This is a genomic window from Mycobacteroides chelonae CCUG 47445, from assembly GCF_001632805.1.
In the GTDB taxonomy this organism is placed as follows: domain Bacteria; phylum Actinomycetota; class Actinomycetes; order Mycobacteriales; family Mycobacteriaceae; genus Mycobacterium; species Mycobacterium chelonae.
This window is the reverse complement of sequence record NZ_CP007220.1, coordinates 4,769,370-4,786,578: the sequence shown is the minus strand read 5'-3', so window position 1 is coordinate 4,786,578 and position 17,209 is coordinate 4,769,370. Positions and strand designations below refer to the sequence as shown.

At 61.2% G+C, this 17,209-nt stretch carries 18 protein-coding genes and 1 pseudogene; 16 read left to right on the top strand and 3 right to left on the bottom strand.

Annotated elements, in window-relative coordinates:
• Positions 1-27: 27 nt before the first annotated feature.
• The 6 genes from BB28_RS23340 (at position 28) to BB28_RS23315 (ending at position 5,522) form a co-directional block, all read left to right on the top strand.
• Complete coding sequence (locus BB28_RS23340) at positions 28-462, top strand: type II toxin-antitoxin system Rv0910 family toxin (RefSeq protein ID WP_046255260.1); 435 nt, start codon at positions 28-30, stop codon at positions 460-462.
• Between the two features lie 15 nt (positions 463-477).
• Positions 478-1,338 (top strand): MaoC/PaaZ C-terminal domain-containing protein, encoded by an 861-nt coding sequence (locus BB28_RS23335; protein WP_046255259.1) that lies wholly within the window; start codon positions 478-480, stop codon positions 1,336-1,338.
• Positions 1,339-1,369: 31 nt separating this feature from the next.
• The gene (locus BB28_RS23330) at positions 1,370-2,239 is read left to right on the top strand and encodes an SDR family oxidoreductase (protein ID WP_046255258.1); all 870 of its coding nucleotides are present in this window, start codon (positions 1,370-1,372) and stop codon (positions 2,237-2,239) included.
• Positions 2,240-2,272: 33 nt separating this feature from the next.
• On the top strand, positions 2,273-3,538 hold the full coding sequence (locus tag BB28_RS23325; RefSeq protein ID WP_046255257.1) for an acyl-CoA dehydrogenase family protein: 1,266 nt from the start codon (positions 2,273-2,275) through the stop codon (positions 3,536-3,538).
• Positions 3,535-4,701: an MCE family protein gene (locus tag BB28_RS23320; RefSeq protein ID WP_046255256.1), complete on the top strand. Its 1,167-nt coding sequence runs from the start codon at positions 3,535-3,537 to the stop codon at positions 4,699-4,701. The genes BB28_RS23325 and BB28_RS23320 overlap by 4 nt, the downstream gene beginning before the upstream one ends.
• Positions 4,702-4,886: 185 nt before the next feature.
• On the top strand, positions 4,887-5,522 hold the full coding sequence (locus BB28_RS23315; RefSeq protein ID WP_046255255.1) for a TetR/AcrR family transcriptional regulator: 636 nt from the start codon (positions 4,887-4,889) through the stop codon (positions 5,520-5,522).
• A 1-nt stretch (position 5,523) separates the two neighbouring features.
• On the opposite strand, the gene BB28_RS23310 is transcribed toward BB28_RS23315, so the two are convergent.
• Complete coding sequence (locus BB28_RS23310; protein ID WP_052740343.1) at positions 5,524-6,150, bottom strand: TetR/AcrR family transcriptional regulator; 627 nt, start codon at positions 6,148-6,150, stop codon at positions 5,524-5,526.
• Positions 6,151-6,263: 113 nt separating this feature from the next.
• On the opposite strand from BB28_RS23310, the gene BB28_RS23305 reads away from it, so the two are divergent.
• The 9 genes from BB28_RS23305 (at position 6,264) to BB28_RS23265 (ending at position 16,129) form a co-directional block, all read left to right on the top strand.
• Positions 6,264-7,865: a flavin-containing monooxygenase gene (locus tag BB28_RS23305; protein WP_046255254.1), complete on the top strand. Its 1,602-nt coding sequence runs from the start codon at positions 6,264-6,266 to the stop codon at positions 7,863-7,865.
• The gene (locus tag BB28_RS23300) at positions 7,865-9,316 is read left to right on the top strand and encodes a cytochrome P450 (RefSeq protein WP_052740341.1); all 1,452 of its coding nucleotides are present in this window, start codon (positions 7,865-7,867) and stop codon (positions 9,314-9,316) included. Before BB28_RS23305 ends, BB28_RS23300 begins: the two co-directional genes overlap by 1 nt.
• Positions 9,313-10,164 carry an SDR family NAD(P)-dependent oxidoreductase gene (locus BB28_RS23295; protein ID WP_046255253.1) on the top strand — a complete coding sequence of 284 codons (852 nt, stop codon included), beginning with the start codon at positions 9,313-9,315 and terminating at the stop codon, positions 10,162-10,164. Before BB28_RS23300 ends, BB28_RS23295 begins: the two co-directional genes overlap by 4 nt.
• A gap of 76 nt (positions 10,165-10,240) precedes the next feature.
• Positions 10,241-11,158 (top strand): alpha/beta hydrolase fold domain-containing protein, encoded by a 918-nt coding sequence (locus tag BB28_RS23290; RefSeq protein ID WP_157889447.1) that lies wholly within the window; start codon positions 10,241-10,243, stop codon positions 11,156-11,158.
• Positions 11,159-11,186: 28 nt separating this feature from the next.
• Positions 11,187-11,369, top strand: coding sequence for a rubredoxin (locus tag BB28_RS23285; RefSeq protein WP_046255252.1), 183 nt, complete (start codon positions 11,187-11,189; stop codon positions 11,367-11,369).
• A 5-nt stretch (positions 11,370-11,374) separates the two neighbouring features.
• The gene (locus BB28_RS23280; protein ID WP_075874132.1) at positions 11,375-12,283 is read left to right on the top strand and encodes a short-chain dehydrogenase/reductase; all 909 of its coding nucleotides are present in this window, start codon (positions 11,375-11,377) and stop codon (positions 12,281-12,283) included.
• Complete coding sequence (locus tag BB28_RS23275; RefSeq protein WP_046255251.1) at positions 12,255-13,112, top strand: SDR family oxidoreductase; 858 nt, start codon at positions 12,255-12,257, stop codon at positions 13,110-13,112. Before BB28_RS23280 ends, BB28_RS23275 begins: the two co-directional genes overlap by 29 nt.
• A complete protein-coding gene (locus BB28_RS23270; RefSeq protein ID WP_046255250.1) occupies positions 13,109-14,617 on the top strand; it encodes an aldehyde dehydrogenase family protein in 1,509 nt (502 codons plus the stop codon). Before BB28_RS23275 ends, BB28_RS23270 begins: the two co-directional genes overlap by 4 nt.
• A 54-nt stretch (positions 14,618-14,671) precedes the next feature.
• On the top strand, positions 14,672-16,129 hold the full coding sequence (locus BB28_RS23265) for a flavin-containing monooxygenase (protein WP_075874133.1): 1,458 nt from the start codon (positions 14,672-14,674) through the stop codon (positions 16,127-16,129).
• 185 nt (positions 16,130-16,314) lie between these two features.
• On the opposite strand, the gene BB28_RS23260 is transcribed toward BB28_RS23265, so the two are convergent.
• The gene (locus BB28_RS23260) at positions 16,315-16,590 is read right to left on the bottom strand and encodes a hypothetical protein (protein ID WP_046255248.1); all 276 of its coding nucleotides are present in this window, start codon (positions 16,588-16,590) and stop codon (positions 16,315-16,317) included.
• A gap of 222 nt (positions 16,591-16,812) precedes the next feature.
• A complete protein-coding gene (locus BB28_RS23255; protein ID WP_046255247.1) occupies positions 16,813-17,004 on the bottom strand; it encodes a hypothetical protein in 192 nt (63 codons plus the stop codon).
• Between BB28_RS23255 and BB28_RS24805 the strand changes: the two are divergent.
• Positions 16,989-17,207, top strand: a pseudogene (locus BB28_RS24805) (CGNR zinc finger domain-containing protein); the annotation flags it as partial. The gene BB28_RS23255 and the pseudogene BB28_RS24805 overlap by 16 nt on opposite strands.
• Positions 17,208-17,209 lie beyond the last annotated feature (2 nt).

Below are 17,209 nucleotides of genomic sequence, written 5' to 3'. Positions count from 1 at the left end.
CCCACAAAAGTACGAAGGAGAACCGTCATGGGACACATTGAAGCAACCCGCGAACTCGCCGCAAGCCCAGAAGCATTGTGGTCCACAGTGTCTAATCCGCAGACCTGGGATAAGTGGTTTACCGTGCACGAGCGTTGGCTGCAAGAGCCGCCCACCGAGCTCACCGCAGGAGCCAGGTTAACGGCCAAGATCGTCATGCTCAACATGGCCAACAAGATCGAATGGGCTGTGGACGAGGTTCAGGCACCCAACACGCTTGTGTTGAGCGGTACCGGCATGGCAGGTGTCAAGGCGAAGTTCCAGTTCACCATCGAACCGTCAGGCAACGGATCGAGGTTCACCGTCAGCGGCGATTTCAACGGTGCGCTGATCAAGGGCGCATTGGGTAAGGCGGTCGAAAAGGACGGCATGAAGCAGCTCGACAAGACGCTGGATCAGCTCGACGCCCTGGCGTCGGTGTAGCCGGGGCCACCGAAGATGCCTGACGATCTTGTATTCGACGACAGTGGCCTGAACCAGTGGACCGACGAAGAGCGCTTTGAGGTTACTGGTGACCGCTTGGCCGAGTATGCGGCCGCAACCAACGACCCCATCCGGGAGCATCTCCGCGGCGATATCGCCCCGCCGGTGTTTGCGATTGTGCCGGTCTTCGAAGCAATGCTCATGCCTGCCGTGGACGTGCTACCGGTCGAATTGATTCCGCGAGTTGTTCATGGGGAACAGGACTTTCGATTCCATCGGCCGATACGGCCGGGCGACAAGTTGATCTCCCGCGGAAAGATGATCGGGTACGAGGGGCTCGAAAACGGTACTCGAGCGGCGATCAAGCTCGAATGCCGCGACGAGAGTGGCGAACTAGTCAACGAGCAGTATGTGACGACGTTCGTTCGTGGATTCAACGCGGGGAAGAAAGTCGGTGAACTGAGTCCCGAGCACAAGTTCGTCGACGCACTACGCAATGAATCGCCGGCGGCCAAGGTTGTTCAACAGGTCGATCTCGACCAGACGTTCCGCTACTCGGCCGCCTCGGGTGATCCGATGCCCATCCATCTCGATGAGGAGGTGGCCAGGGATGCGGGCCTGCCGGGAATCATCGCGCATGGGCTCTGCACGATGGCCTTTACATCGTGGGCCCTGCTCACGGAGCTGGCCGGATCCGACACCGCGCGGCTAGGCCGTCTTGCGGTCCGGTTCTCCAAGATGGTGCTCCCCGGGGACTCGCTGGAGACACGGATCTGGAAAAAGGGCAGCGCCAACGGTTTTACCACCTATGCCTTCGAGACTGCACGTGGTGACGACTTCGTGATTACAGACGGTCTGGCCGAGATCGCCGACTGACATCAAGACACAAGAGAGGAAGACCCAATCGATGGGCGTTTTGGATGGCCGCGTTGCTCTGATTACCGGAGCAGGTCGCGGAATTGGTCGTGAGCATGCTCTCCTGTTTGCAGATGAGGGCGCCACGGTGGTGGTGAATGACCTCGGCGGTTCGAACAGTGGCGAAGGAAGTGACGAGGGGCCCGCGCACGAAGTGGTCGAGACCATTCGCGCCAACGGTGGCACGGCCGTTGTGAATACAAGCAACGTCGCCACCTGGGAGGGCGCCAAGGAGCTCGTGGAGCAGGCTGTCTCGGAGTTCGGTCACCTCGATATCGTCGTGAACAACGCGGGTATTCTTCGCGATACGTTCATTCCCGCGATGGCAGAGTCCGAGTGGGACGCCGTGCTCGCGGTACACCTCAAGGGTCATTTCGCGGTGATCCATCACGCGGCGAACTACTGGAAGGCGCGGTCCAAGGCCGGCGACCAGCCGAATGCCGCGGTGGTCAACACCGCCTCCGGTTCGGGGCTGACACTGCCCAATGCCGGGCAGGCCAATTACGGTGCCGCCAAGGCGGGCATCGCAGCGCTGACGTTGATTGCCGCCGAAGAGCTCGATCGTTACGGCGTGCGGGTCAACGCGATCGCACCCATCGCACGTACGAGACTGACTTTGGCCACACCGGGAATGGGCGCACTGATGGCAGAGCCCGAAGACGGCGAACCGGATCTGTTTAGCCCGGCCAACATCTCCCCGCTGGTGGCCTACTTGGCTTCCGACAAATGCGCGGTCACCGGCCAGGTCTACGCGGTGCAGGGCGGCGCCATCTCCCAACTTCAGGGTTGGCATGACGTTGAAACCATTGAAACCGATGAAGTTTGGCAAATCGAGGATATCGCTGTACGTCTGCCTCACTGAGACAGTCTCGTCACCCGTAATCGGAGGAATTTCATGATCGGCTGGTCCGACACTGATCTGATAATGCAAGAAGCGGCCCGCGGTTTCGTCAACAAGGAGATCAGACCGCACCTGGATGCGCTGGAAAGCGGGGAGATCTCTCCCTATCCTCTTGCGCGAAAGCTATTCAGCGAGTTCGGGCTTGATGTCATGGCCGCCGAAGCGGTCAAGACGATGCTCGATCGGCAGCGTGGACGAGCCGAGAACGCAGGACGCGAAAGCGAGAACGACCGCGCGCACAGCGGCGCAGCTGGGTTCGGTGAAATCGGCCCTCAGGCTTCGATGGTCGCGGTGATGGTGTCCGAACTGGCTGGTGTGAGTATTGGTCTGCTCAGCACGATCGGGGTGAGCCTCGGGCTTGGTGCGGCCACCATCATGAGCCGCGGAACCCTCGCTCAAAAGGAGCGCTGGCTGCCGGAGCTTGTGACGCTGGAGAAGATCGCGGCATGGGCCATCACGGAACCCAATGCGGGCTCGGATGCGTTTGGCGGTATGACGACAACTGTCCGCCGAGATGGTGAGGATTACATCCTTAGCGGACAGAAGACCTTCATAACCAATGGTCCCGCGGCAGATGTCATCATCGTCTACGCCAAGCTCGATGACGGTGATCGTGAGATCGACAAACGTGACCGCCCGGTGCTGACATTCGTGCTCGACAGCGGAATGCCAGGCCTGACGCAAGGCCTGCCTTTCAAGAAGATGGGCATGATGTCGTCGCCGACAGGAGAGCTCTTCTTCGATAACGTTCGGCTGACCCCTGACAGACTCCTTGGGGAGTCGGAAACTCACAGCGGCGGAGACGGGCGGGAAAGTGCCCGAGCCAACTTCGCCGGCGAGCGGGTCGGGGTCGCCCTTATGGCTCTCGGCATCATCAACGAATGCCACAGGCTTTGTATCGATTACGCGAAGACTCGCACCTTGTGGGGTAAGGAAATCGGCCAGTTCCAACTGATCCAGTTGAAGCTGGCTACGATGGAGATCGCACGAATCAATGTGCAGAACATGGTCTTCCAAACACTGGAGAAGCTCAAGACCGGGTCACTGCCTTCACTGGCTGAGGCATCGGCCATCAAGCTGTACTCCTCGCAGGCGGCCACCGAGGTAGCGATGGAAGCCGTGCAGCTCTTCGGCGGCAACGGCTATATGGCCGAGTATCGGGTGGAACAGCTTGCTCGCGATGCTAAATCGCTGATGATCTACGCCGGCAGCAACGAGGTGCAGGTAACTCATATCGCTAAGGGGTTGCTTGGGAAATGACCGCTAAGTCCAGGGATGCTGTCGGAGCGGCCCGCCGTAGTTCGGCGGCGTCGCGACGTGGAGTCATCCGGGTCGTGAAGTGGTTCGGCGTAGTCGCCGTGTGCGCTGCCGGGATGGCGCCCCTACTGTATGTGGCCAGACAAGGCGATCACATCACGGTGACGGCGCAGTTTGACAGTGCTTCTGGTCTGTACGAGGGCGGAGTGGTGGCGGTATTGGGGATGCCGGTCGGGGAAGTCGAAACGATAACGCCCAAGGGGGGATACGTCGATGTGCAGTTCACCGTGGACAAGAACGTGAAGGTGCCCGTCGATGTGCAAGCGGTCACCGTGTCGACATCGATCCTGACCGACCGGCAGATTGAACTGACACCGCCATACCGGGGCGGTCCGCTCCTCAACGATCACGACACTATCGGTCTGGACCGGACAAAAACACCTGTCGAGTTCGATCGCGTCGTGGGCGTTCTCGACAAACTGTCCGTATCGCTTGCCGGCGACGGCAAGGGCCAGGGGCCAGTCGCGGATATCGTTAACGCAGGCGCCGGTGTTGCCGACGGCAACGGGCTGAAGATCAAGGCTGCGCTCGATGAGCTGTCAAAAGCGTTGCGCCCAAGTGGCGATGGCGGTGCGCTCACCAGTGCAGAGCTCACCACGATCATTAGGAACATCAATGCGTTGATGGATGCGACTGCGCAGAATGACGCCACGCTGCGCGAGTTCGCCGCTTCTATCCACGCGCTCAGTGAGATCATCGACGATGAGAGCCTTGGAACAGGAAACACAGGGAAGACGCTCACCGACGTGGTCAAACAAATAGGCGATGTTCTCGAAGCAAACCGTGATCACATTAAACAATCAATCCTCAATGGAGGCAAAGCTTTCAAGTCTATGACCGAGCATCAACGCGACCTCGCAGAAGTCATCGACGTGTTGCCGCTGGCCATGGAGAACATCTACAACATCATCGATCAGGACAACGGTTCAATTCGGGTACGCGGACTGACCGACAAGATCATCTTTGATGAGACGGTGGGCAAGGAGATATGCAATCTGATGGGACTGCGCCAGTTGGGCTGTAGTACTGGAACATTGCAGGATTACGGCCCAGACTTTGGCCTCTCCTATATTTTGGACGGGCTGGCGGCGATGGGGCAGAAGTAACACATCGGCGATCGTGTTGCGTGTTTCATCGGGTGCAACATGTATACGTGCAGGAATGCTTATCGTCTGCGCTTCTGACTGCGTAGTCGGGTTGATACCAACATGAGTGTAATGGCGGTATGCTCAATAGAAACAGGATGGCACGTTTGTTACTGCGGTAGCGGACGGTAAGGGGCAGGGCGTCGATGAGCACACCAGCAACTAGCCGGAGGAGCCAGGCCGAGCGGCGGGCCAGCACGCGGGCGGCGTTGATGGACGCGACCATTCAGACACTGATCAAGGATGGCTACACCCGACTGACCACCAATGAGATTGTGCGCCTCGCCGGGGTATCGCGTGGCGCACAATCGCACTATTTCGTCTCCAAGGCAGACCTGCTGGTCCAGTCTCTCGATCATCTGGCGCAGCGAATGACCGATGAAGTCGAGCATTCGTTGGCACCGATGCTTGGCGACGACACCGACAACCTCGAAATGCTGCTCGATCGGCTGTGGGAATTCCATCGCGGGCCTTTGTTTACCGCCGCCATCGAGCTATGGGTGGCAGGACGGACCGACCCAGACATCCGGACACACCTGCGGCGCTTCGACCGTGAACTCAATGCGAACATTCGACTGATCGCCACGCGGTACATCCCGAGGTTTGCGCTCTCAGAAGGCTCTGCTGGTGCGTTTGTCACCGCGCTGGCTGCGATGCGAGGGCTTGCGATGCTGAGGTTCACGGCGAATGAGGATGCGGTGGACCGGATGTGGACGATCACACGCCTCGACCTGATCGGGTGTTTCGAGCGAGCCGCGGCTACGGTGAGATCGGCGAGCTGACCTAGCGAACCGGCGCAACACCTACAACGCGAGAAATTGCGGGAATCAGCCAGTTCCAAGCGATCTCGCGCACCTGCTGGGTGTCGGAGAGATCGTAGCGTGAGACGGGACTGAGGACGAGCGATTGCGTGATGCGCACAGCGAGTTCGGCTGCGTCGTCGAAATCGGCTACCTCGTGCTCGCCGCCTGCATCGGCGAATGCCTTTGCCATCCAACCGGATATGTGGTGTCTTCCAACTGCCAAGAAGGGGCTTTCGTAGGCCGCGTACGGCAGGATCGTTTCCGGTTCGGTGCGAATGAGCCGCTGTAGCAGCACATGATCGCGCAACCACTCGTATCCGAATACGAACATCTCAACGTACCGCTCCATGGGCTCGGTGTCGGTCTCGGTCATCGGCTCCAGCATCGCCAGGATGCTGGACAGTTCGCGCTCCACGATGGCCGCGACGATTGCATCTTTGTTGGGGTAGTGACCGTAGATCGTCACGCGCGCAACGCCGGCGTATTTGGCGATGAGGTCCATCGTCAGGTGGCGTATTCCGTGCTCTTCTGCAGCACGTAACGCGCCGTCCAGAATGCGTTCGGCCGTGCCGGCCTCGGTCCGCCCCTTCGTGCTCTTGCGTGCCATGCCCACATGCTAGCGCCTCGTGCGGCGGTCTAAGCTGCGGAAATCATCATTTGATTGACAAATCGACGAAAAATGTTGATGATGTTAATCATTCACCCCGCAACGGAGGCGCAATGCAGCGAGACGTTTTGGCACGGTCGGAACCTGCGACCGAACGCCCAGGCCCTGACACACAGGCATCGCCTGATCATGAGGTCGTGATCGTCGGTGCGGGATTATCTGGCATTGGATTCGCGATCAAGCTGCGGCAGGCCGGGTTTCGTGACTTCCTGATAGTGGAAGCGGGCGCCGATGTCGGCGGAACGTGGTACTGGAACACCTACCCGGGTGTGGCCGTGGATATTCCGTCGTTCAGCTATCAGTTCTCTTTCGAGAAGCGGCCGGACTGGTCGCGCAGTTATGCACTGGGCGGAGAGCTCAAAGACTACGCAGGGTATTGCGCGGACAAGTACGACCTGCGTCGCAGTACCCGGTTCTCCACCACGATTATCGCTGCTGTCTACGACGAGGACTCGAATCTCTGGCGGCTTTCGATCAATGGGGGCGGGGAGCTGACCGCGCGTTACGTTGTCAACGCAACCGGTGTGTTGACCGCCCCGAAGAAGCCGGACATCGACGGTGTGGATACCTTCGCCGGCATCACGATGCACACCGCGCGTTGGGATCACTCCCAGACGTTGTCCGGCAAGAAGGTCGGTATCATCGGGACCGGTGCCTCAGCGGTACAGATCATCCCCGCGATAGGGTCCGATGTCGCACATCTGACGGTCTTCCAACGCACACCGATCTGGTGTCTGCCGAAGCCGGACTTTCGTTTGTCACGGTGGGGTCGTTGGATTCTGCGCTACCTACCGGGGTGTCAATCAGCCGTCCGGATGGTCAGTCAGGCATTTGTCGAAGTCACCTTCCCGGTGGCGGGGCATTACTACAAATCGATCCCGGGGAGTAGGCACTTGGCGGGCCTGGCCACCAAGTACATCCGTAGCCAGGTGAATGACCCAGTGGTGCAGGAGAAATTGATCCCCCGGTACGCACCGGGATGCAAGCGCCCAAGCTTCCACAACCAGTACTACGCCACGTTCAATCGCGAGAATGTCCATCTCGAAACGAACTCGATCACCCATGTCAGCGCCGACGGCGTGCACACTGCAGACGGCATCGCCCACGACCTCGACGTGCTCATCTTGGCCACGGGATTCAAGGTGTTTGACGAAGGCTCGATGCCGACCTACACCGTCCGGGGGCGCGACGGGGTCAAGCTCTGTCAGTGGTGGCACGAGCACCGATTCCAGGCCTATCACGGGGTGAGTGTCCCCGGTTTCCCCAACCACTTCTCGATGTTCGGGCCTTATGGGTACAACGGCGCGTCCTACTTCACCCTCATCGAAGCTCAAACGACCCATATCCTGCGCTGCCTACAGCACGCGCGGGCAGCCGGGCACACCCGCGTCGAGATCACCCAGGAAGCCAACGACCGGTTCTTTGCCGAGATGATCTCGCGCCGCGGACGCCAGGTGTTTTGGCAAGACAGCTGCTCATTATCGAACAGCTACTACTTCACAGAACACGGCGATGTCCCGCTGCGCCCCAACACGACGGTTGAAACATATTGGCGTAGTAAGCATTTCGATCTAGGAGATTACCGGTTCGGCGAACCCGAGGCGGCGCTTTCACGCAGGGGCACGTCGACAACACAGAAACGGGCGGTGAACTGATGAGCATGACCATCGACAACGAATCACGCGTTGAGGGCCAGACACCGCGGTCCCTGCCTCCGACCCTCCCGGTGTACCGACTTCCCGCATTGCTGTGGGCGATGCAGCGCAACATCGTGCCGGAGCTGCATGGGCTGTTCGAGAAACTGGGCCCGACAATCAGAGCTGTGGGCCCTGGGCTCGAAATAGTCTTCGTCAGCCGCGCGGCCGAAGCAGAGCGCGTCTTCATCGCCAAACAGGACATCTATCCCAAGGGGGAGGAGTACGAGGTTCCGGCGCTGGGTCTGCGGACGGGGCTGGTGACCAGTACCGGTGACCGATGGCAGCGCGACCGGCGAATGATCAATCCGATGTTCGCTAAACGGCGTCTCGATCCGTTCGCCGCCACCATGACCCAGTGCGCACTCGACATGGTCTACCGGTGGGAGTCGATATCGGACGGTGGCCCTGCGGTTATCTCGAATGAGATGATGCGGGTCACACTGGAGATCGCGGCGCAGACCTTGTTCGGCGCGCAGCTGACCGACGACGAAATCGCCCGGACCGGTGAGGCCATCGCCGTAGTCCTCGAGGACATGCTCACAATCGGTGCCTCGTCATTTACTTGGCTCTTGCACGCGATCCCGGGGATCGGTTTGGGTCGTGCGGCACGGGCGCACTGGAAATCGCGCAGGATAGCCAGCCGGGTGGCACTCATGGACGACCTGATGCAGCGCCAGATCAATGCCCGAGCCAAGAACCCTGACGCACCGACCGATGACTTTCTGGCGATGTTGCTCGATGCTCAGGACGGCGACCAGAAATTGACTCATCCCGAAGTCATGGCCCAGGCACTGACGTTCCTCGGTGCCGGGCACGAGACCACCGGCTCAGGACTGAGCTGGTTCTGGCATCTGTTGGCGGAGAATCCCGCTGCCCGGCAGCGGATGTTGGACGAGATCGACACGGTGCTGGAGGGGCGGCCACCCACCGCGGACGACGTCGAGCGACTGCCGTGGACCAAGGCCTGTTTCAGTGAGGCATTGCGCATCCACCCACCGGTGTACCTGTCGATGCGCCGCGCCCAGCAGGACGACGTCCTCGGCGGCTACCGTGTGCGGAAGGGTTCGATCGTGGTGGTTCTAACCCATGAGGTCCACCGGGACGCCGCCATCTGGCCGGAGCCGACTCGGTTCGATCCCAGCCGCTTCATGCCGGGCATCGGCAAGGACAGACCACGGGGCGCCTACGTCCCGTTCGGTGGGGGCCGGCGGATTTGTATCGGCTCGCAGTTCGCGCTCATGGAGGGCACGCTGATTGCCGCCGTGGTCGGCCAGCGCTACATTCTCGATTCCCAGCCGGGCTGGACGGTGCAGGAGGAGGGCGTGACGACGCTGCGGCCCAAAGGCGGTCTACCAATGATCCTGCGCCGCCGCACGGATGCGCCGCCGATCGTCTCGGCGCAGTCATGAGCTCGGGCACGAAGGTCGCCGGACGCACCGTTGTCATCAGCGGAGCCGGGTCGGGGATAGGCCGCGCACTGGCGCGGCGCTTTTCACGTCTTGGCTGCCCGCTGGCATTGACGGACTGGAATGCCGACGGATTACAGGACACACTGGCTCAGCTATCGACACCGAACCTGTCACGGGTGCTCGATGTGCGCGACCGTGATGCCCAACTTGCCTGGGCTAAGGAAGTAACCGACTGGGCGCCAAAGCCTTTGGCGGCGGTGATCAACAACGCCGGAGTCGTGGTGTCGCAGAACGCCGCTGATTCTAATTACGAGGACGACAAGTGGTTGATAGACATCAACTTCTGGGGTGTCGTCCACGGAACCGTGGCGTTCCTTCCCCATTTGATCGCCCAGCGATCGGGAACCGTAGTCAATCTTTCCAGCTTGCTCGGTCTCATTGCATTCCCCACCCAGTCCGCCTACTGCGCATCGAAATTCGCGGTCCGCGGATACACCGAGTCGTTGCGTCACGAACTGCACGGCACGGGCGTTCATGCGCTCACCGTGCACCCCGGCGGCATCAACACGCCGATCACCCGCGCCGGGCGGGTTCATGTCGACGCACTCGGTAACACGGATCCGGAGTTGTTTCACCGCAACTTCACGGCCATGGCACGCACTTCTCCGGAGAAGGCCGCCGAGGTCATCCACAAGGGCATCGAACGGGGTCGTGCACGCGTACTGGTCGGACCCGATGCGCACCTGCTGAACATGATCGGAACCGCGCTGCCCGTGCACTATTTCAGTCTGGTGCGGCCAGCAATGCCGATCGGGCGCCGCGTGCTCAACGCGTTGTCCGGCGGATGACAACCTGACGGTTTGCGTCGAAAAATCCTGCGATAGAAAGGAGTGTTCGTCGGTGAATATACCTATCCCAGCATCGGTGCTTAGGCCGCTCGTACGTCTGGCGGCACGCTGGACATTCAGCCCGTCAGCAGAGTGGCCCGCGATCCGGCACCGCGTCGACTGGACTACCGCCCATTCACCCATCCCGTCCGGTGTGGCCGTATCTCCCCGCGTGCTCGGCGGAGTCGCCGCCGACCTCCACACACCGCGTGGCGCACGCAGTGACGCAATCATCCTTTACCTCCATGGCGGCGGGTATGCAACGGGGTCGCGCACCAGCCATCGTGCACTGGTGGCACGACTTGCCCACGCGTGCAACGTCTCTGCCTATGTTCTGGCCTATCGGCTGGCCCCGGAACATCCATGCCCTGCAGCATTCGAGGATGTGGTTTCGGCGTACCGCGCACTGTTGGACGACGGGTGGGCCGGCAGTCAGATTCTGGTAGTAGGTGATTCAGCCGGTGCCGCTCTGACGCTGATGTTGGCGATCGGGGCACGGGACGAGTTGAACCTACCGTTGCCGGCGGCCGTGGGATTGATCTGCCCGCCAATAGAACACGATGTAGCGGCGCTGGCGACCAGAACGAATGCTGCCACCGATCCAATTCTCACTGTGGGGCTCATACGCCGATTCTTCGATGCATACACGCACGAAAGTGCCGATACGAGCTCACTGCAACTCCTGCAGCGGAGCCTTCATGGTCTACCGCCGATGGTGGTCGAGGCCTCCGGCCGCGACCTGCTGCTCGACGACGCCCGCGACCTGGCGCGCCGGGCACAAAAGGCCAATGTGCGTGTGCATTACACCGAACACCCCGGTCAGGGGCACGTGTTTCACGTCATGGCCGGGTTGACCTGGGCCGCCAATCGGGCAGTGGACAACATCGCCTGTCAACTCACCACGGAACTCGATCGGCATGAGTATTTGACCTCTCCCACCGGGATTCCCGAGTAGCACACGCGAGTAGCAGAAGGACACAACGATGGATTCCTACAAGCTGTACCAATGCGTGCAGTGCGGCTTCGAGTACGACGAGGCGCTGGGGTGGCCCGAAGACGGGATCGCACCAGGCACGCGATGGGAGGACATACCTGAGGACTGGTGCTGCCCCGACTGTGGAGTGGCCAAGACTGATTTCGTCATGATCGAACTCGAACGCAGCTGACGGACGTGAAGAGGCTCATAGGGCGATCCCGACCATCTCTCGTCGGTCAAGTGGTCGCGATCACCGGGGCGGGGCACGGCATCGGCGCGGAAGTAGCGCAGGAGCTCGTCGCGGGTGGCGCTCGCGTGGCGCTCATCGACCGCGACACCGACGCTGTGCGCCGCCTGGCCGTCCGGCTTGGAGATCAGGCGGCCGCCTTTGAAGGCGATGTCACATCCGATGCGTCGATTTGTGACGCGATGATATGTGCCGCGGCGCATTTTGGTCGACTTGACGCGGTGGTGGCTAATGCGGGTATCGCCGGACACGCCGCGCCGGTCGCAGGGACACAACCCGAACAGTTTGAGCAAGTCATCCAAGTGAACTTGCTGGGCGTGTATCGCACCGTCCATGGCGCATTGCCGCATCTCGCCCCGCGCGACGGCTACATATTGATCGTATCCTCGATCGCGTCCGTGATCCCCGGGCCAACCATCAGCGCCTACGTTGCCTCCAAAGCTGGGGTGGAAGCCTTCGCCCGTGCACTGCGCATCGAGCTGTATCACAAGCGAATTGATGTGGGCCTCGCCTACTTCGGACTCGTGGACACCGATCTGGCACAGAAGTTGACCTCGACCGGACTCGGTGCGGTGATGGCAACCTTCCCAAAGATTCTTGCCAAGCCAATACCGGTATCGCGGGCGGCCGCGGCAATCGTGCGCGGCATTCAAGGACGTGCCCGGCGCGTGTACGCACCGTGGTGGGTGCCGGCGTTGTTGGATCTGCGTCCGTTGGTGATTCTTGCCGACCGAGCCATTCAGCGCCATCCCGCGCTCACCGCGATGATCAGCGCTCAGACCGCGCCTACCGGCACGGCAACTGCCCCTCTCAATGAAAAGAAATCGGATGACGCAACGCCACAACAATGTTCGTAGAACTGTAGCGATAACCGGAGGTGCTCGCGGAATTGGCCGGGCCACGGGGGAAGCGTTCCTGCGCGCCGGCGCCAAGGTCGCGATCGGCGATATCGACGCAGACCTCGCCGAGAGGACGGCGCTGGAGCTGTCCCGTGCCACCGGCGGCCATGTATGCGGACTTCCGGTCGACGTCACCAACCGAGAGTCCTTCGCGGCGTTTCTCGACAGAGCCGAAGCGCAGCTCGGACTGCTCGACACGTTGGTGAACAACGCCGGGATCATGCCCACGGGACTCTTCTCCGAAGAAGACAATGCGATGACGGACCGGATGATCGCCATCAACCTGGCCGGGGTGCTCACGGGATCCAAACTCGCCGTTCACCGATTCTCCGGGCGGCCAAGTCGGATCGTCAACATTGCATCGTTGGCCGGCGTGAGCGCACACCGAGGTGTGGCCACCTACTGTGCGACCAAGCATGCCGTCCTGGGTTTCTCCGAGGCGTTGCGCCTGGAACTGCAAGGGTCGGGAATTAGTGTGACAGTGGTACTTCCAGGGATAGTGCGCACCGAATTGTCCGCGGGAAGCAGCACACCGCAGTGGGCCCGGCCGGTCACCGAAGTGGGCCCCGAGGATGTCGCGCGGGCCATTGTCGAAGCGGTGATGCGTGGCCGCGACAAGGTCGTGGTGCCCCGTGTCCTGGGCGGCATGCTCCGCGTGATGGGGCTCTTGCCGGATCGACTTCGCCAGCGGCTGGAGCGCATCGCCCATCTCGATACGGCGTTCACCGATGTGGATCCAGTCGTACGCGCGTGCTACCACGACCGCATCACACGGGTATCCCAGTGACGGACCTAGATGTCATCGCGCCGGCAACCGGCCGGGTAGTTGGACAGGTAGCCGACATGGCCGCCGCGGACGTTCAGGCCGCTGTCGCCAGTTTGAGAGAAGCGGCCGGAGGCTGGGCCGCCTTACCGGTTCAGGAGCGTGTCCGCTGGCTGCGCAGATTTCGTGATTGGCTGCTGGACAACGAACGCGAACTGGCGATCATCCTGCAGGAGGAAACCGGGAAACCGTGGGCAGAAGCCAATATCGAGATTCCCTACATCGTTGAGGCTATTAACTACTACACGCGGCTGGCGCCGAAGCAGCTGCGGGTCAGTCGACCCAGAAGGCACGGCGCCTTGGCGGCGGTCAAGAACCAGCTGCTGTTGTGGCGGCCGTACCCAGTCGTCGGAATCATTACTCCGTGGAATTTTCCTCTCGGTCTTTCTCTTCTCGACGCGGTTCCCGCGCTGGTGGCCGGGGCCACGGTTGCGATCAAACCGTCGGAGTACACACCCCTGACAGTGCTTGCCGCACAACGAGGGTGGATTGAGATCGGTGCGCCGCCGGTGCTCGCGGTGGTCACCGGATCGGGCCAAACCGGCGCAGCCCTGGTGGACCACGTCGATTACGTCCAGTTCACCGGATCGGCTAAAACCGGTCGCGCAGTTGCTCATAGCGCAGCAGAACGGCTCATCCCCTGTGGACTTGAGCTGGGCGGCAAAGACGCCATGATCGTGCTTTCCGACGCCAACCTTGAGCGTGCCGCCAACGCCGCAGTCTGGGGGGCGATGGCCAACGCCGGCCAGATGTGTACTTCGGTAGAACGGGTCTACGTCCACGCCGACGTCTACGCACGCTTTCTCGACCTTGTCGTCGCGAAAGTTGATTCCCTGCGAGTCGGAGCCGACGATCAGTCCTATCGGGTGGACGTAGGTCCCTTAACGACGTGGGAACAACACAGAATCGTCGTAGACCAGGTAGAGGATGCGCTGAGTAAGGGCGCCATTGCGGCGGCAGGAGGTCCGTCGGCACGGGGGTTTGGCACATCTGGAACCTTTTATCCGCCTACGGTATTGACCAATGTCGACCATTCGATGTCCTGTATGCGCGAGGAAACGTTCGGGCCGCTACTGCCGGTGATGGGGTTTTCCGCCGACAAGGAAGCGGTCCAGCTGGCCAACGACTCGCGCTATGGCCTGTCTGCGACGATATTCACCAACGATCGGCGCCGCGCCGAACAGCTTGCGCACCACCTCGATGTCGGCGCGGTGAATATCAACGACGTCTTCGCCAATCTCTTCACCTTGGCGCTGCCGCAAGGCGGCCAGCGTGAATCCGGTATTGGTACGCGAAACGGAACTGTGGCGATCCTCAAGTACTGCCGCCCAAAAACCGTTGTGACCGCACGCCTGCAACTGCATCGTGAACCCACCTGGTATCCGTACACCGCACTGCGCGGCGCACTGGTCCATCGGGCTGCGCGACTGATCGGCGGACGCAGCCTGATCCGCAAACTCTGGCAATGAAGTGTGCGTTAACACGAATGCCGCCAAGCGAATTCTACCCAAGGGGGAAGTTCTGTGAGTGCGCGTAGCCTGCAACCAGCAGTGGCGGTCATAGGGGCCGGAATGTCTGGCATCGCGATGGCGCTGGCACTTCAAGACGCCGGTTTCAGCGAGTTCACCATCTTCGAGAAGGCGCAGCGCCTTGGTGGAACATGGCGTGAGAACAGCTATCCCGGCTTGACTTGCGATGTGCCGTCTCACTATTACAGTTACCGCGATATGCCGAACCCCAATTGGAGCCAGCTGTTTTCGCCGGGATCCGAGATCCAGGGGTATCTCGAGCAGGTGGTGTCCAAGCGTCACCTGCACCGGCACATACGGTTTGGCACGGACATAGTGGCGGCCGAGTTCGTGGACGACCATTGGGAACTGCGTACCGCTGACGGGGTGAGCTACAGGGCTGATGTCCTGGTGTGCGCGACTGGGGTGCTCCATCGTGTACGAGAACCCGCCATCGAGGGCCTTGGAGACTTCGATGGTCCACGCTTCCATTCGGCGCGCTGGAATCACGATATACCGCTGGAAGGAGTCCGCGTCGGAGTCATCGGCAGCGGTTCGACGGGTGTGCAGATCACCTCTGCCCTCGCCGGGAGAGCAGCCTCTGTAACGCTGTTCCAGCGCACGCCGCACTGGGTAGCGACACTGCCCAACCCGAGGGTGCCGACGCCGGTTAGATCCGCGCTGCGGCGCGTGCCGGGCGCCTCGCGAGCCTTGTACTCGGCGAACAAACGCGCTTTTGATGTGTTGGCGAAGGCGGTGACCGAAGAGTCTTGGCAACGAAAAGCCTTCGCGAAGTTAGCGCGCAGCAGCCTGGCGAGGGTCGCCGACGATGGACTGAGGGCGGCGCTAACACCGGCCTACGAGCCGGGATGTAAACGTTTGGTGATCTCACCGACCTTCTATCGGGCGATCCAACGCGACGATGTCCATTTGGTGACCGCTGGGGTTGATCGCGTTGTGGCTGAAGGGGTTCGCACAGTCGACGGCACACTGCACAAGCTCGATGTGCTGGTGACGGCGACAGGCTTTGATGCCCACGCCTACATGCGCCCCATGGCTTTGACGGGACGCGGAGGGATAACCATCCACGAGGCGTGGAGGCGTGGCCCACACGCATACCGCAGCACCGTTGTTCCCGGATTTCCGAACCTGTTCCTGATGCTCGGTCCCTATAGTCCGCTGGGCAACTCTTCGTTGGTGCCCGTCGCCGAGACCCAGGCGCGATACGTTGTGTCCTGGTTACAGCGAATCCGCGACCGCAACGTGGCTTCGATCGAGGTGACCCCCGAGGCCGCCGAGCAGTTCCGGACCGAGGTTGCCGCAGCGCTTCCGAACACGCTGTGGGCGACAGGCTGCGACAGCTGGTATATCGGACCCGACGGAAAGCCGGTGCTGTGGCCCTGGACGATGCACAAGTTTCGTGCCGACCTTGCCGAGCCTGATCCAGCTGACTTCGTAGAGACCTATCGGTGAAACGGTAGTACGTGGGTTCAGTCGCACTTCGCTCTTGTCACCCGGGCATGTCGTAAGTGCCCGACAGTGTGATCGCCAGGAAGCCGCGCACGGTCATCCTTCGTAAACCGTTGACAGTTTCCGTGAGTGAGCGTTCGACCTCTTCCAGTTTGTTCCTCAACTATGCCCTCGGTCGTTCGGCGGGCTTAGTTAATGCCGCCGATGTACTGGCCGCTGGGGGGCGAGGTGTAGCGCATCTGCGGGCCGGAGTTGTTCATCGAGTACCGGCCGGTGCCCAGCCGGGCGTGATCTCGGTTGTTGCCCCCAGGGCCGTCATTGCCGGCGACGGCGGAGACGGGAGCGGCGGTCAGCTCGATGGCGGCGTAGGTGGGCACCAAGATTGCGAGACCGATACCCGCGGCGGCGACAGCGCGACGGAGGTTGGTGGAGACTGCGTGCGAGGTGGTGGTCATGTGGGTCATTTCGTCTGCGCTCCAATACTTTTGAACATCTTCTTGCGATGCTTCAAATAACGTGAGCGCTATCTGTTGCCATCCTGAACGGCCTGTGATATCTCAGTCAGTCCGGCCCGGAATAATCGCGGAGACGGGGCTGTTCGATAAAGCAGGACAACCGAATACGCCAAACGCGGACTCCCACGGCCTTATGACCGGGGCGGGTCCGCGTTCGCGTACTCGGCTGGATTAGTTGTGGGTGGGGCAGGAGATGTCGACGTACACCGTCGAGAAGGCGGTGGCGCCGCGCAGCCCTTCGATACCCGTCACCACACATTGGGAAAGCGGTGCATCGGCGATGCCGTTCAGCTGGACCGTGTAGCCCTGCGCCTGCAGCCGGTCGACGGTATCGGACGCGGAGGATGCGCGGAACGCAGGCACGGTTGACCGTCGGGTTGATCGCTCGTCAGGCGATCGACTTTTTCGGTGGACCGGAGCGCCACCAGCTGCGTGCCTGCCTGGCGTCGCACTGCGTGCTGTTCTTCGTCAAGGAGCACCCGCGGAGGGAATGGTGCACGCCGAAATGCGGTAATCGAGCCCGGGTCAAGCGGCACTATGACCGCCAAAGTGTGGCTGGTTCTTAGCG

What these genes read in the sequence shown, in the direction of transcription:
- BB28_RS23340 (WP_046255260.1), top strand. Translation starts at nt 28, where the DNA reads ATGGGACACATTGAAGCAACCCGCGAACTCGCCGCAAGCCCAGAAGCA.
- BB28_RS23335 (WP_046255259.1), top strand. Translation starts at nt 478, where the DNA reads ATGCCTGACGATCTTGTATTCGACGACAGTGGCCTGAACCAGTGGACC.
- BB28_RS23330 (WP_046255258.1), top strand. Translation starts at nt 1,370, where the DNA reads ATGGGCGTTTTGGATGGCCGCGTTGCTCTGATTACCGGAGCAGGTCGC.
- BB28_RS23325 (WP_046255257.1), top strand. Translation starts at nt 2,273, where the DNA reads ATGATCGGCTGGTCCGACACTGATCTGATAATGCAAGAAGCGGCCCGC.
- BB28_RS23320 (WP_046255256.1), top strand. Translation starts at nt 3,535, where the DNA reads ATGACCGCTAAGTCCAGGGATGCTGTCGGAGCGGCCCGCCGTAGTTCG.
- BB28_RS23315 (WP_046255255.1), top strand. Translation starts at nt 4,887, where the DNA reads ATGAGCACACCAGCAACTAGCCGGAGGAGCCAGGCCGAGCGGCGGGCC.
- BB28_RS23310 (WP_052740343.1), bottom strand. Translation starts at nt 6,150, where the DNA reads ATGGCACGCAAGAGCACGAAGGGGCGGACCGAGGCCGGCACGGCCGAA.
- BB28_RS23305 (WP_046255254.1), top strand. Translation starts at nt 6,264, where the DNA reads ATGCAGCGAGACGTTTTGGCACGGTCGGAACCTGCGACCGAACGCCCA.
- BB28_RS23300 (WP_052740341.1), top strand. Translation starts at nt 7,865, where the DNA reads ATGAGCATGACCATCGACAACGAATCACGCGTTGAGGGCCAGACACCG.
- BB28_RS23295 (WP_046255253.1), top strand. Translation starts at nt 9,313, where the DNA reads ATGAGCTCGGGCACGAAGGTCGCCGGACGCACCGTTGTCATCAGCGGA.
- BB28_RS23285 (WP_046255252.1), top strand. Translation starts at nt 11,187, where the DNA reads ATGGATTCCTACAAGCTGTACCAATGCGTGCAGTGCGGCTTCGAGTAC.
- BB28_RS23275 (WP_046255251.1), top strand. Translation starts at nt 12,255, where the DNA reads ATGACGCAACGCCACAACAATGTTCGTAGAACTGTAGCGATAACCGGA.
- BB28_RS23260 (WP_046255248.1), bottom strand. Translation starts at nt 16,590, where the DNA reads ATGACCCACATGACCACCACCTCGCACGCAGTCTCCACCAACCTCCGT.